The organism is Ruegeria sp. AF1, assembly GCF_056542125.1.
In genome coordinates, this window is the sequence record NZ_JBQFZG010000007.1 from 111,962 (window position 1) to 126,106 (window position 14,145).

Here is a 14,145-nt window from a genome sequence, read left to right on the forward strand (position 1 = left end):
CAATGGCTCAGTTTGAAAGTTTCTCACCCGAAGCGCTTGGTTTTCTCAGGGATTTGCGGGCCAATAACACGAAGGAATGGTTTGCAGCCAACAAATCAACTTACGAGACCCATTTGAAGCAGGCAGGCACGCAGTTCGCGAATGACATGGCGGATGCCTTGCGTGATCTGACCGGCCAGACCCATAGCAGCAAGATTTTTCGTATTCATCGGGATGTCCGATTTTCCAAGGACAAAACACCTTACAACGCACACCTGCATATTGCGTTTATTCCAGACGGGAGTGCGGATCAGCCGCCGATGTGGTTCTTCGGTCTCTCACCCGATGATCTGGCGCTTGGCTGCGGGGTGTTTCAGTACGAAAAGGAAGCGTTGGATGCCTTCCGAACAGAGATGGCAGGCCCCAATGGGGCAGAGGTGATACAGCTTGCCGCTGAGATGCGAAAGCGTGGTTTCCGGGTCGGGGATCCTGAATTGAAACGTGTTCCCTCCGGTTTCGACAAAGATCATCCAAATGAAGAGGCATTGCGCCGCAAAGGCTTTACCGTCTGGACAGATTTGAGCAATCCTGCCTTAGCTATCGAACCAAACCTCATTGAACGAACGAAAGGTGTTTTTGGGCAACTCTTGCCGGTTTTCCAATTGCTTTCTCGGATCGAGTAACCCCTGCCTGGTTTACGGGGGGGCGGAGGTTTGACAGGCCTCACTGCCGTGCCGGTCTCAATCGCCCAATGCCTTGATAGGATCACCGTCTACAAGTGAGCTCGGAAATAAATGCGAGCTCAACTGTCGCGATGCTGTCGCGCTGAGATGTCATCGGCTTGCCGGATAAACCCAAACCTTAACCAGAGCGGCGCGCCCCCGGATTTTTTGTTCTCCGGCGTCAGTCAACCGGCTTAAGTTTGGGATTGCATCGTTGTGCCCGATGGCCTGCACCAAATCGTGGCTCACGACCAATTGCGTGTTCAGTTCTCTGGTCAGGTGCTCGATCCTGCTTGCGACATTCACATTGTCCCCAATCACGCCGTATTCCAGTCGCCGCTCGTTGCCTATGTCGCCAGCTACAACCGATCCCCAATGCAGCCCGATTCCCACACGCACCGGTTCCTTCCCGGACAACTCTCTTTCTGCGTTCCATTTGTCCAACGCTTCTATCATCTCGAATGCGCAGTTCAACGCATTGGCAGGGTCGTGTGCACTGGGCGTTGGAGTGCCAAACGTGGCCATAAGACCGTCGCCGATATACTTGTCCAAAGTGCCAGAGTTATCGAATACCGATTTACCCAACCGATCATGGTAGTCTCGTAAAAGTTCGATCACCTCGTCGGCAGTCGCGTTCTCGCAAAGCTTCGCAAACCCCATTATGTCCGCGAATAACACGGCAACGTTTTGTTGCCTACCAGCCGCAATTCCGGCTTCCAGACTGCTCAATTCGTCAAGCACGTTGGGTGAAAAATACCTCGCCAGGCTGGCTCGCTTTCTTTCGGTCGAAATGAAATTCTGAACCAGCCTGCGAGAGCGCGCGACGACGATTGCAAGCCCGGCAGACACGATCAGCACGACCATCAATTCTATGGCTGCATAGCCAAGAAACAGAAAGTTCAAGTCTCTTGCCCCGGCAAGCCAGGCTTCAACGGATTGCTCGGTCAACTCCAAGTTACTGCGTACGTCAGGCTGACTCAGAAACCATGCCCACATCCCGAGGCGGGACACAATGATGCTGACACCGCACCAAACCACAAGGGAAGGCCGAAAACTGAAAGATGTCTGCATCAGAAATAGGAAGAAAAACAAAAACCGCGCCGTGTCCATCGCTATGGCGGGTGGCAAGGGGCTGTCGATATATGGTGATCCCAAGGTAAAAACGGCTGCAAGCGAAACACAATCTAACGTAACGAACACATACGGAAGACCACGCCCGCCGCGACGCGTGTAGGCAGCGACAAACTGCAAACCTCCCAGTAAAATAAAGAAAAAAATTTCCAGAAGATTGAAGTAATAAGCCGGTCCTGTTTCCGGGCTGTCGATCGCCTGCCAAAGAAGAACAACGGCCAATGCAAGTGTTCGGACTTTAGCTGCCAGCAATGTCCCTTGACGCTCTTCTTCGGCGAACGCCACATTGCTGCGCGATTGTATTCTGGTTTGTACGGTATCGGACATTTGCCGGATATCTTAAACGGCCTTTGCTAATTCGCTAAGCCATTCCTGTTGTGTGGTGAAACCTGAAAAAACCAGTTCGGCTTGGGCTTAAATTTGCTGATCGTCTCTCGTCTGATCGAGTTGTTAGTCACCGCATCACTTGCCGGTAGTAAACGTGAAGGTCATGTATCCGCGAAACAAGTAATTCTTTGGAAAGGCAATACGCCCCAACCTTCATTTGAGCACTTAACCTAACCCTTTCCCAACCTGTCGAGCACATTGCGGGTGATCTGTTCTACCTGCTCGTCCCGGCGGATCAGCCCGGCAACCCATTCGCAGGTTGCGGCTGTAAAGATCTGACCCTTGCCGCGACGCCACGAGATGATCATCCCATTGCCACGTTTACAGGTGTCGAGCGTCTCGGGCGTGACTTCGCCGAACAGCACCTGCGCCTTGAACCGCGCATCGTCGGCACCGATGTAGAGCGTTTCACCCCAGACCCCGTGATCTGCCTCGATATTGGTGGCAAGCCCCATGGCAAGTATCTCGATCTCTGGAACAGCGCCGTCGGTACAGGTGGGAAATGGCAGACCGTCTTCGAAACGGTAATCCAGACCATCGACCTCATAGCCAAAAATCCGGGCGTGCGCGCCTAAAATGTCGCCATAGCCGACCCCGACTCCGTCAAATGCCCAATGGTCGGGGCGGTAGACCGTAAAGCCGCCTGCGCCGCCGCCAACGCAATTCCCAAGACCGGCGTAAACACCGCGCAGAGCGTTAACTCCGAATGTCAAGGCACCCGGGCGGTCAACTGGTGCGACCTCGAAGGCACCCGAGAAGAGGTGCTCTTGTTCGGTGCCCATAAGCGGGTCCTGATCCGCGATATACTTGTAACAGATCTGCGTGTGACCCTCGTCTTCGATCCGGGTCTGCCACAGGAAGTTTCCGGCAAACCGTGCAACGTTGCCACCGCCATCGACATAGGCGTCAACAGCATCACGCATAATCGCGCTCCAGTTTTCGTCATGGCCGACAAACACGGCACAGGCATACTGGCCAAGCAGCTTCGGGTCGTGCTCAAGATCATGCAGCGCGATCACGTCGAAATCATAGCCTTCCCCCTCGGCCCAACGGGCGAAATGGCGTTCATAGCTGGCCCACCCAGCCGAGGCGTATTTCTTGGAATAGCCATAAGCGTAAGCCCATTCCATATAGGGGTAGCGCACCATTTCGCCCGGTCTGGTCAGCTTTTCCCGCAGCGCCCGCGGGGTGCCTTCAGGCAGCCTGCAAAACCCGCGCGACCAGGGTCGCTGGGTCGAAAGAACCGGGGAAAAGGCGTTACCTTCGGGACCGGTGATGCCTTCGTAATGGTTCGAGCCGCCCCAGCAGTTATAAGCCAGCCATGTGCCGGTGGCACAAACCAGAACATAGAGTGATGGCGTGGCATCAGGGGCGCTTCTTACAAGGATGATGTGATGCTCTTCGACCATCTCGTCGCCACTGCGGGCGCGGAAGGTGACAAGGTAGCCGCCAGGCGCCCAGTCTTCGGGAATGCAAAAACCATAGGCCTCGGGCCAGCCACAACCCTTGACCGAGCAATCCTCCGGCGTGGGGTGATACACCCCCGGCTAGCCCGTCTCGGTCAGGAGTGGTTGATAGACCAGCCCGTCGCGACCGATCTCAAGATCCCATTCACGCGCCGTGGTCGACACATAAAGTACCACGCGATCTCCGGGGGCATAGCTCATCTTTGGGGTATATCCCCAGATCTCGAGAACCGCATCATTTCGGGACGGGCCGATGTAATAATGATCTAGGATATGGCGCGCCTTTGCACGGGTGCGTGGCGTGATTTCCGGTCCGAACTTGTCTTGGGTCATGTGTCTATTCCGGCAGATATTTTCCGACCAGCTCTCAGCTGCCACGGCTTTTTCGATCATACGTTGTATCTCGGTGTCACCATAACCCAGACGCGCAAGGATTTCGCGCGTGTCTTGTCCGTATTTTGGTGCCGGGCCGGGGATGGTTATCGTGGCATTCTGCGGTCGCACCGCATTGGGGGCAACCAGATCAACCCATCGGCCCATCGGGTGCTGGTCATGTCGAACGGCTCGGAAGGTTGCATTGCGGATGTCGATAGCGCCTGTGCTTTCAGCCTGAAGGCCCACATCGCGGGTGTCGTGCAGCGAACCGAGGCGGGTCACACCCACCGAGCTCCCAGCGAAAGCCTGCGCCCATACGGCCACCGGCTTTTGCGCGAAACGCTCGGACAGAGCAGAGTCCAGATCAGTATCGTCCAAGCCGGCAAGATCGGACGGGTCAGGCACGCGCGCCAAGGCGGCGTGACGCTCGGTCGGTGCGGCGAAGAACATCCAGCCGTCGGACGCGGCATAGCAGCGATTGAACGGCCCCCAACCAAGCGTTTTACGCCCCGAAGGTTCGTCAAACGGCGCGCGCGTGTCGAAATCATACATGAACTGCGCTTGAATCAACTCTCTTGCGGCGGCTAGCGACGCGCGGGCGGCCACCCTTGCCTGTCATTCTAAGCCGCTCCAGCGCGGCGCCCAGCGCCACGCAGGCGCAATGCCCCGTCAATGCATCAATCGTGCCAAAATGGGCGTGTTCCTCGGGCGTTTCCGGCCCGCCGCCAAAGCGGGTCATCGCGCCGGTCGCGGCCTGTGCGAGATCGTCATAACCCAGATGATCCGATTTTGGTCCCCGACGCGGTCCGCCCCAGGCGTCAAGCTGCACAACGATGAGACGCGGGTTAACCTCTGTCAGCCGGGCTTCACTCAGCCCCAAGCTTTCTCGTTGCAGGTCTGTTCCGTTCATTGTGATTACGTCTGCTTCAGCGACCATTTGCCAATAGACGTGCTGCCCGCCCTCCGAACGCAGATCGAGCAAGATGCTCTTCTTGCCGCGCTGAGCATGCAGGCCAAAAAACACCGCGCTCCACGGATCGACCGAAGGTCGTACCGGCTGTACCAGTGTGACCTGCGCCCCAAAACGGGCCAATGACGACCCGATGGTCGGCCCGGCAATGACGTTGGTCAGATCCAGAACCTTGAGCCCATCAAGCCAATCGTCTTGCCCTTCTCCAACGCTGAAATTTCGGGGTGGTTCCGCGAAAACACGGGCAAGCTCGCTGCGATATCCATCCGCTTAAGGGCCAGCGGTTTTGGTCATCACACCCGGATCGTCGGCCAGCCAGGCCACATTGCCCATCTGACGCATCCGCCCGTGGCGGGGGTCATCAAGTACGGCCACCAGCCCCTAAGTGACTGCATGGTCGTCGGCCAGCCATTCGGCAGTGCTGCGCTGCGCCGTGGCCGGGGCCTTGGCCGGCTGATGCAGGGCGCAACAGTGATTGCAGCGGATACAGGAGCATGGGTGGTGGCGCGGGGCGGGTTTCTGAACCACCGGAAGGCGACGTTACACTGGCAACTTCTTGAGGAGTTTGCAGAGGAGTTTCCCGAAACCCATGTCCTCTTTGACCGTTATGTTCAGGATGGTCGTTTCTGGACATGCGGCAGCGCCGCAGCGGCCCTAGACCTGATGCTGCACTTTATCCGGAGCAGGTTTGGCCCATCAGTTGCCTTTGACGCCGCGGCGATGTTCCTGCATGACAATTCCAGGCGGCACGGTGCCTCTTATCCAGATCAGGCGCTGTCGTCAGCGGTGTCGCCAAAACTCAAACGGATTGTCGCATTGGTGTCCGGAGCACTCGAAACACCGCAGCCGGTCTCTGCCCTTGCAAAACAGGTTCATATGTCCGAACGCTCCTTGCGCCGTCTGTTCTGGACGGAGCTTCAGACAACACCGGGGCGGTATTATCTGCTTCTACGTCTGGCACGTGCCCGCGAAATGTTTCGCTACAGTGATCTTGCGCCTGGGGAAATCGCTCTGCGTTGCGGTTTTGCGAGTACGCCACTCTTATCCGCAGCCTGCGCAAAAACTTCCCACACGATCCAAAGATGTGGCCCGAAAGAGGTGGATGATTGAAGGTTCTGCCAAACGACGCGTGCAAGTTTTCGAAGCGGGAGAAGGGGATTCTAACAGCTGATCGGAGGCCGTGCATCCGGTCACATATGAATAAATCAATCGTCCCAGAGGCATTATGACATCGCCCTTGAACATTATCCCAAACCGGTTTGACTCAATTACTCAACAGATCTCCGAAAGAGGGCCAGACTTGTTGCCAGCAGGACAGCGCCCAGCAATGCCATCCAGATGAACTCTGGCCAAACTGTTTCGAGACCGGCACCCTTGAATACAATTGCCTGACTGGCGGCCATATAGTGACGAGACGGCAATAGCAGCGTCCCGACCTGCAACCAGTCTGGCTGCCCTTCAACCGGCGTCTCTCCTCCGGACAGCATCAGCATGGGAAGGACGATCAGCATGACCAAAAGCGCAAACTGCGCCATCGAACGCGCAATCGTAGCGAGAAAAACCCCGAGTGCGGTTGCGGTGAACAGAAACAGGGCAGTGCCAAACAGGAACAGTCCTTTTGACCCCGAGATTTCAATTCCCAGCGCACCCTGCATGACAAAGGTCAGCGACAGGCTGGCCGCGATCAGGACAATTGCTGCATTGGCCCAGATTTTGGCTGCTGCAATGTCAAACGGGGTCAGCGGCATTGCCAGCAGATGTTCGATCGTCCCGTGCTCCCTCTCTCGGATCATGGCAGCGCCGGTCAGAATGGTGGTAAGCCACATGATCTGTCCGATCAGGGCAACGATCCCGGCAAAACGCACGGTATCACGGTTGGGGTTGAAAGCGCTTCTTAGGATGACATCGACCAGCGGTGGATCTACAAGATCGACACCGATCGCAAAGCGGCGAATTTCGGCACCCAAAATATTGGTGATATAGCTGGCGCCGATCCCGGCCTGCTCCATCGCCGTGGCGTCGATCAGAACTTGGATTTCAGGCTTGTGCCTTGCCCTCAGGTCTTTCTCGAATCCCGGTGGAACAACAACTATGAAGATGAATTCTCCGGCGTCCATTTGCGCTGGACCGCTACCTGGTCCGATTTGTACGACCGGCTGGAACTCGGGTGGAAAAAATGCCGTGGCAAGCGCTCGGGACAGTGGAGAATTGTCCTCATCAGAAAATGCAATCGACGCGTTGTTGACCGAGGTCGCTACGCCGGTTGCCTCCATCATGGGTGCCAGCGTGAAAGACCAGACCAACAGCGCCATCATCACCCAGTCCCGACGCAGGCTCATCACTTCTTTCAGGCCAAGCCAGAATATGCAGGACAATCGCTGCATTCACTTCTCCTGCGCGCGAAGGCAAAGCGCGGCGATCAGTGTCAACGCCGGTCCAAAGCAGGCCAGTGCCAAAATGTCCGGTGCGAGCGCCTCCCATCCAAGCCCTTTGGTGAAGGCCCCGACATTGAGGTGCAGAAAGTAGGATGAGGGCCAGAGAGAGCCGATAAGCTGCGCACCATCCTCTAGCGTCGAAACGGGCTGCAAAAGACCCGAGAACTGGATGGTAGGCACGACCGAAGCGATAGCAGTGGCAAAAGTCGCTGCCACCTGGCTGGATGTCATGGTTGCGATCAGCAATCCATAAGACGTCGTCGCCCAAACATACAAAAACGCACCCAATGCCAAAGGCAGGGGATCGCCCTTAAGCGGCACATCGAAGACAAAAATAATCATTGCGGCCAGCAACAGGAAATTCACGTAGGCAATCATGATATAGGGTATCTGTTTGCCGATCAGGAACTCGAGCCGCGTTGTCGGTGTTACGTAGAAATTGACGACCGAGCCCAGCTCGCGCTCTCGCGCGACGCTGACCGCAGCCAACACGGCAGGCAGCATGATCAGCAGGATGGCGGGCATGGCCGGGGCCATCGCGGCAATGCTCTCAAAGCTCTGGTTATAGCGAAACCGGGGTTCAATACGGGCGATCTCAACCGCGTGTTCGCCTGTGGTCCTCGACTGCCCGTCAAGAAACGACTGGTGCAGCCCGGCGACATACCCCTCGACTGTTTCCCCCTTGAAGGGGATCGCGCCATCAACGGTTGCCAGCACTTGGGTAGGTTCACCTGTGCGCAACTTGCGCCCGAAATCAGGTGGCAACTCGATCACCATCGAAACGTCCCCTGCCTGCAACCGTCTGCGCCCTTCTGTGGCGCTGATCAAAGGCGGCGTTTGCTTGAAATAAGGCGATCCCGATATTTCTTCCGTGTAAGCCCTGCTTTCCGGGCTCTGAGACAAGTCCAGAACGGCAAACTCAAGATCTTCTATGTCGAGTGATATGCCAAAGCAGAACACCAGCATCAAAATCGCCGAGCCAAGAAATGCAAATGCCAGACGAACTGGATCGCGGACCACTTCAACCGCTTCGCGTCGTGTGTAAGTCAGGGCACGACCGATACCTTGTCCGGTGACCTTGGTCTTGGTGACAAAGTCAACTTTGGGTGCCAGGACAGGTGCAGGTTTTTCTGCGGCCTCCAAAACTGAAATGAAAGCTTCCTCAAGGCTGCCGGTGCCTTCTGCGGCGATCAGGTCCGCGGGCGTACCTTCCGCCAGAACACGGCCCGCATGCATGAATGATACGCGGTCGCAGCGCTCTGCCTCGGCCATGAAATGCGTGGAGACAAAGATCGTCACCAAGTCCTTGCGCGAAAGTTCGACCAGCAAAGCCCAAAAGACATCGCGTGCTTCGGGGTCCACACCCGAGGTTGGTTCATCAAGAATGAGAACTCGGGGACGATGGATAACCGCCACCGCCAATGACAAACGTTGTTTGATTCCAAGAGGCAGCGCGGCAGCTAGTGTGTCGCGATGGGCCGTCAGACCAAAACGTTCGGTCAATTCCGATATGCGCTCCTCTCGATCAGGGATTGCAAATATCCGGGCATGAAGCTGTAGGTTCTGATGAACTGACAACTCGCCATAGAGCGAAAAAGCCTGGCTCATGTATCCGATGTCGCGACGCATCTTGCGATCACGTGCATCAACCGGGTTGCCAAACAACAATGCCTCTCCGGAACTGACTGGCAACAGGCCGGTCAACATCTTCATCGTGGTGGATTTGCCACAACCGTTTGACCCAAGAAAACCGAATATCTCTCCGCGATGGATCGAGAAATCGACACTGTCGACAGCGGTGAAATCCCCGAACCGACGTGTCAGGCCTCGGGCAGAAATCACAGGGTTCGGGTTGACCTGCCGAACAGGTGTTTGTTCCGACGCCAATCCAAAACCATCGTGTGACCGCAAGCGCCGGTATGCGGTTTCGAGATCCCGGTCCTGCCCTTTCAGTTCAGCAGGTTTGCCTTGAAAGATGACGCGACCTCCGTCCATTGCAACAATTCGGTCAAAGCTTTCCGCCTCCTCCATGTAAGCAGTGGACACAAGGACGGACAGTCTGGGATGCTCTGCCCGAATGGCATTAATCAATGCCCAGAATTGACGGCGTGAGAGTGGATCGACACCGGTTGTCGGTTCATCCAAAACCAGCAACTTCGGATCATGTATCAGAGCACAGCACAGGCCGAGCTTTTGCTTCATCCCGCCCGAAAGCTTGCCCATAAGCCGGTCTTCAAACGGCGACAGCCCTGTCGCCGACAACAGCGCATTGATCCGGATGTCACATTCTTCTTGCCCTTGGCCAAAAAGCCCCGAAAAGAACTCAAGGTTCTCGCGTACTGACAACTCAGAATAAAGGTTTCGACCCAAGCCCTGTGGCATGAAGGCAATGGCCGGGCAGATAAGGCGTCGGTGCGCGGCGTCGTCGATCAAGCCACCTAGAACATTGATTGATCCGGTTTGCAGTTTTTTTGCACCGGTGATCAACCCCAGCAGGGTCGACTTTCCCACCCCATCCGGTCCGATGAAGCCGACCAGCTGGCCCCTGGGAAGATCAAGCGAAACCGACTGCAACGCGACATCGCTGCGATACCGGTGCGTGACACCCGTGATGCGAATCTCAATGTCGGCCTCTGGCGTCATTCGAACAGCTCGGGCGGGATACCCTGTTCCAACGCCTCTGGCCACGCAAGGTTTGGATCGATCCGGATCACGGCAACACCGCGAAGCCCGGTTTTGACGTGCTCAATCCGGCGTTGGACCAGATTCTCGGGGATGCGCACACGGACGCGGAACACCAGTTGTTCGCGTTCATCCAAAGTCTCGACCTGCTTGGGTGTGAATTGTGCTTCAGGAGAGACAAAGGTTACAAAGGCTGGAATGGAATAGTCCGGCAGGGCGTCAAGAATGATGCGAGCTTCGGCACCAATAGGCAGCAATCCGGCTTCGCGCGCAGGCAGGAACACCTCCATATATACATTCTCAAGGCTGAGCAGAGTCAGGATTGGTTCACCCGCGGCAACGACCTCGCCGGGTTCCGCCAGCCGATAAAGCACACGCCCGCGTGTCGGAGCCAAAAGCGAGCTGTCTTCGATCAGCGCCTCGATACGGCGCACTTCGGCCTCGGCGGCCGCAATCTGGCTTTCTGCAGTGGCCACGCGCGCCTGTGCGGCACCCAGAACCGCCGCGGCAACCTGATGTATGGTTTCGCGTTCTTCGAAAACCGTTTCAGAGATATTCTGCCCAGTCAGAAGAGCCGTTGCGCGCTGAAGCTCCTGCGCGGCCCGGCGCAGTTCGCTTTTCCGCTGCACAACAAGTGCCTCTGCTTCCACTTTGGTCTGATGCGCCAGCGCCACTTCAGCCTTGGCACGATCTAGCGTGGCGGACAACTCATCACTGTCCATTTCGGCCAGCACGTCACCGGTGGCGACCATACCGCCTTCAACCGCCATGACGCTTTCGACACGTCCGGCTAAGGTCGGCGCAATTTCAATCTGCTCGGCCTCGATCCGACCATTCCCCCGGGCAAATCCATCAGGCAACTGGCTTCCATTTTCAGAGACCAGGGAATAGAGCACCACGCCCACCATCGCGAGCGCAGCCAAAGCAAAAAAAATCAATGAGTTTTTCTTCATTATCCACCGCCTGAAAACTCGCTGCGGGTATTCCTCTATACTGCTGCTGAACCGTGGGCTTTGCTTTGGATCAAGCCAACGACGTCAGGGCAAAGAAAGACTCTGCGACCCTGTCCCGGACATGTTCAGCCTTTGTGACCTGAAACTTTACCACAAAAGAGAAACAACATGGCATGCAAACCAACCCTGGCTTCGCACACTAAGGCAATGCGCACCGCGTTGACAGCCAAGCTGAAGTGAAAACGAGTGGTGGCCGATATCGGAGTCAATTTCTCGACCCTGAACCGATAGCTTTAGCAGGTTCCTCAAAAGACCGCCATGTACAGTTCACCCTCAAAGACACGGTTTGAGCGGCGTTCAGCCCCGCAAACTCCCCGATGGTCTTGAGAAAACAACGAACGTAAGTTGCTATTTACCTTCGAACAACTGCAAACTTGTAAGATGAACAGAAGGCTTCTTAGTCCGGTGCAGGCGCTTTTCGTGGCGGGTCTTGCCGCGCTTGGAGTTTTCACGATCCTCGCAGGCCTTCGTTCTGAAGGTTACCTGCAGCGGCCCGAGCTTGCACATTACGATTGGGTTTTGGACCGCAGGGCCAGCGATGCGTTGGCACAGGATGTTGTCGTGGTCGCGGTCGATGACGAGGATTTGCGCACCTGGGGCTGGCCCCTCTCAGATGGTCAGATTGCGAATATTATCGACGCACTGTCGTCGGCAGGTGCCGCTGTAATCGGTATCGATATCTATCGCGACAATGAGGTGATCGAGGGGCGGCAGCAACTCGAAGCGGCGTTCCTGAAGACCAATGCGATCTGGGTTGTGAAACTGAACGACAGCGGCGGGCTGAGCATCGAGGCGCCGGATTTTGCGCAGAACGACGGCAGCGTGGGGTTTGCTGATATCCCCGTCGACGCGGATGGTGTCGCCCGGCGCAGTATTCTGCTGGTCAGCGGCACCGATCGCATTTCTTTGGCGTTCAGCACACAGTTGGCCCTGCGCGCCACGGGTCAAAACAGCCTGAAAGCCTGGCCGGACGATCCCCGGACCCTGTTGTTTGGTCAGACGCCGGTGCGACGGCTGGAAGACAGGTTCGGCAGCTATCGCGGGCTAGATGATACGGGCTATCAGGTGCTGCTGGATTACACCAACGCATTGCCGATGGCCCCGATCATACTGGCCCGCGACTTGCTCGCCGGACAAGCAGACGCGGACATGATCGAAGGAAAAGTCGCCCTGATCGGGGTTACCAGCAAGTCGATCAAAGACGATTTCCGCACACCGCTGAACAACCCGCCACAGACGCCATTCAGCTATGGCGTATTGGTGCATGCAGCCACCACCCAGCAATTAATCGATTATGCCGCGGGCCGCAGCCAACCGATGCGCAGCCCCGGGCAAAGTGCGCACTTGGCGATAATCTTCGCCAGCGCATTGTTCGGGGCATTAGCTGGGGTTCTGTCGCGCACTGTGCTGACCGTCATACTACTTGGACCAGGCCTTGCCATCGCTATTGGAGTGGCGCTTTCGAACCTTTTGTCTCGTGGCATATGGTTGCCGGTCGTTCCGACATCGGTTGCTTGGTTTACCGCCTTTCTTTTAGCGCTCCTCACTGTCGGGATCATCTCGCGTCGGCAACGCCAGGCCATCGCCAGACTGTTCTCGGATCATCTGTCCCCGGAACTCACAGCCGAGATATGGAACGCGCGTGATATCCTTTTTGCTGGCGGAAAGCCGCGCCCCCGCCGCTTGCGCGTCAGTGTCCTTCTTGCTGATCTGGAAGGCTCGACGACCGTCGGCGGCTCGGCCGAACCGGGTGCCTTCATGGACTGGACAAGCCGGATTTTGGATGAAATGAGCCAGGTCGCTCGCGAAAATGGCGGGTTCATTGAGAAGTTCACCGGTGACGGAATCCTGGTGGTGTTCGGTGCGCCGCTGCCTCGAACTACCGAGGAGGACATCCAGAAGGACGCTGTCGCGGCCTGCCGGACGGCACTGCAAATTTCTGACCGGATTGACAGACTGAATGCAGAAGGTGGTCTGTTGGCACCTTATGGTCTGCGGATCGGGCTCCATAGTGGCGTGGTTTTGGGCGGCACGTTGGGCAGCGCGGGCAGCCTTCAATACAACATCATGGGCGACACGGTGAACATCGCAGCCCGTATCGAGGCATTCGGAAAAGCGTTGCAAGTTAGGCGCGCGTCGGCAACCGCGATCTGTGCCAGCGCTGATCTTCGAGAACTCGTTGGACGCTATTTCACGTTTCAGTTGGTCGGGCACCTTATCCACGACGACAAGTCGCGGGAAATTGCGTTATTCTTGCTGACAGGATCGGCACAGAGGGGGGCATCGCAATGATGACACCGGCATGTTCGGGAAACACTCTTGGCGCTTTGATAACCGGTCTGCTGCTGCTTCTGGGCTCGACCATTTCCCTGTCGGCGCAAGAAAGCGAAGGCAGTCAGCAGGCTGATCCAGACGAGGTCATTTTCATTCCGCCCACCATCGGTGCCCCGGCGGACCGCGTCGGCGCTGCCACGCGCGATGTCGGGCAAGAGGCTGGAGCACTGGCCGTGCTCGCACCGGCTGGCGGCGGCGTGACCACATTGGGCAAACCCCCGCTGATCTGGCACTTGGCTGATAATTTTTCAGGCCAGATGTCCGCGCAGTTGGCCCCGGTCGGGTCGCAGCAGAACGGAGTCGGTATTTCCGGCAACGGTCGGTTCCGAAAAGGGTTCTACGCGCTCGACCTGTCGCGCTCGGAACTCGTGCTGGAGCCGGGGCGTATTTATGTCTGGACAGTGGTTCTGGCGGAACCTGAGGCGGGGGCCGTCATCGCGACGGTGACGACTTACGTGGAACGGGTCGCCGCCCCAGAGCCCGCCGCAGAGGATGTGCCGGCCTTGGCCGCCAAGGGATTATGGTTCGATGCCCTGCACCCCTTTGTCGAAATCGAGTTATCGGGTAAAGTTCGGGTCAACCGGAATGCGGGGTTTGCGAGCCTTGTCCGGTCTGCTGGCATTTCGCTGCCATAGGACACGCTCCAACCCC

Annotated in this window: 10 protein-coding genes and 1 pseudogene; 4 read left to right on the top strand and 7 right to left on the bottom strand. The window is 57.0% G+C overall.

All coding sequences use genetic code 11. The annotated features are described in order from the left end of the window. Nucleotides 1–2 precede the first annotated feature (2 nt). Nucleotides 3–662, top strand: a complete 660-nt coding sequence (locus tag ACR0BK_RS12000; RefSeq protein WP_480554799.1) for a DUF2461 domain-containing protein — start codon at nucleotides 3–5, stop codon at nucleotides 660–662. A 150-nt stretch (nucleotides 663–812) separates the two neighbouring features. Here ACR0BK_RS12000 and ACR0BK_RS12005 read toward each other — a convergent pair whose 3' ends face one another. From ACR0BK_RS12005 to ACR0BK_RS12020, 4 genes and pseudogenes are all read right to left on the bottom strand, one after another. After that, nucleotides 813–2,159, bottom strand: a complete 1,347-nt coding sequence (locus ACR0BK_RS12005; RefSeq protein WP_480519333.1) for an adenylate/guanylate cyclase domain-containing protein — start codon at nucleotides 2,157–2,159, stop codon at nucleotides 813–815. Between the two features lie 230 nt (nucleotides 2,160–2,389). Next, nucleotides 2,390–3,760 (bottom strand): N,N-dimethylformamidase beta subunit family domain-containing protein, encoded by a 1,371-nt coding sequence (locus tag ACR0BK_RS12010; RefSeq protein WP_480554800.1) that lies wholly within the window; start codon nucleotides 3,758–3,760, stop codon nucleotides 2,390–2,392. Between the two features lie 6 nt (nucleotides 3,761–3,766). Next, nucleotides 3,767–4,612 (bottom strand): CoA transferase, encoded by an 846-nt coding sequence (locus ACR0BK_RS12015; protein ID WP_480554801.1) that lies wholly within the window; start codon nucleotides 4,610–4,612, stop codon nucleotides 3,767–3,769. Next, a pseudogene (locus ACR0BK_RS12020) lies at nucleotides 4,605–5,204 on the bottom strand (CoA transferase); the annotation flags it as partial. The pseudogene ACR0BK_RS12020 and the gene ACR0BK_RS12015, both read right to left, overlap by 8 nt. Nucleotides 5,205–5,423: 219 nt before the next feature. Here ACR0BK_RS12020 and ACR0BK_RS12025 point away from each other — a divergent pair. Next, complete coding sequence (locus ACR0BK_RS12025) at nucleotides 5,424–6,140, top strand: GlxA family transcriptional regulator (RefSeq protein WP_480554803.1); 717 nt, start codon at nucleotides 5,424–5,426, stop codon at nucleotides 6,138–6,140. A 158-nt stretch (nucleotides 6,141–6,298) separates the two neighbouring features. On the opposite strand, the gene ACR0BK_RS12030 is transcribed toward ACR0BK_RS12025, so the two are convergent. From ACR0BK_RS12030 to ACR0BK_RS12040, 3 genes are read right to left on the bottom strand one after another with little or no spacing between them, the layout of a single operon-like run. Further along, entirely contained in the window at nucleotides 6,299–7,414 is a 1,116-nt protein-coding gene (locus tag ACR0BK_RS12030) for an ABC transporter permease (protein ID WP_480554804.1), read from the bottom strand. Then, nucleotides 7,415–10,108, bottom strand: a complete 2,694-nt coding sequence (rbbA, locus tag ACR0BK_RS12035; protein WP_480554805.1) for a ribosome-associated ATPase/putative transporter RbbA — start codon at nucleotides 10,106–10,108, stop codon at nucleotides 7,415–7,417. After that, on the bottom strand, nucleotides 10,105–11,100 hold the full coding sequence (locus ACR0BK_RS12040) for an HlyD family secretion protein (protein WP_480519323.1): 996 nt from the start codon (nucleotides 11,098–11,100) through the stop codon (nucleotides 10,105–10,107). The genes rbbA and ACR0BK_RS12040 overlap by 4 nt, the downstream gene beginning before the upstream one ends. Before the next feature lie 441 nt (nucleotides 11,101–11,541). Here ACR0BK_RS12040 and ACR0BK_RS12045 point away from each other — a divergent pair, with 441 nt between their 5' ends. Both ACR0BK_RS12045 and ACR0BK_RS12050 read left to right on the top strand, forming a co-directional pair. Continuing rightward, nucleotides 11,542–13,452 carry a CHASE2 domain-containing protein gene (locus ACR0BK_RS12045; protein ID WP_480554807.1) on the top strand — a complete coding sequence of 637 codons (1,911 nt, stop codon included), beginning with the start codon at nucleotides 11,542–11,544 and terminating at the stop codon, nucleotides 13,450–13,452. Continuing rightward, a complete protein-coding gene (locus tag ACR0BK_RS12050) occupies nucleotides 13,449–14,129 on the top strand; it encodes a DUF928 domain-containing protein (protein WP_480554808.1) in 681 nt (226 codons plus the stop codon). Before ACR0BK_RS12045 ends, ACR0BK_RS12050 begins: the two co-directional genes overlap by 4 nt. The last annotated feature ends 16 nt before the right edge of the window (nucleotides 14,130–14,145 follow it).

Coding starts and splice junctions, on each gene's coding strand:
- ACR0BK_RS12015 (WP_480554801.1), bottom strand. CDS start 4,612: ATGTATGATTTCGACACGCGCGCGCCGTTTGACGAACCTTCGGGGCGT.
- ACR0BK_RS12045 (WP_480554807.1), top strand. CDS start 11,542: ATGAACAGAAGGCTTCTTAGTCCGGTGCAGGCGCTTTTCGTGGCGGGT.
- ACR0BK_RS12005 (WP_480519333.1), bottom strand. CDS start 2,159: ATGTCCGATACCGTACAAACCAGAATACAATCGCGCAGCAATGTGGCG.
- ACR0BK_RS12040 (WP_480519323.1), bottom strand. CDS start 11,100: ATGAAGAAAAACTCATTGATTTTTTTTGCTTTGGCTGCGCTCGCGATG.
- ACR0BK_RS12030 (WP_480554804.1), bottom strand. CDS start 7,414: ATGCAGCGATTGTCCTGCATATTCTGGCTTGGCCTGAAAGAAGTGATG.
- ACR0BK_RS12050 (WP_480554808.1), top strand. CDS start 13,449: ATGATGACACCGGCATGTTCGGGAAACACTCTTGGCGCTTTGATAACC.
- rbbA (WP_480554805.1), bottom strand. CDS start 10,108: ATGACGCCAGAGGCCGACATTGAGATTCGCATCACGGGTGTCACGCAC.
- ACR0BK_RS12000 (WP_480554799.1), top strand. CDS start 3: ATGGCTCAGTTTGAAAGTTTCTCACCCGAAGCGCTTGGTTTTCTCAGG.
- ACR0BK_RS12025 (WP_480554803.1), top strand. CDS start 5,424: ATGGTCGTCGGCCAGCCATTCGGCAGTGCTGCGCTGCGCCGTGGCCGG.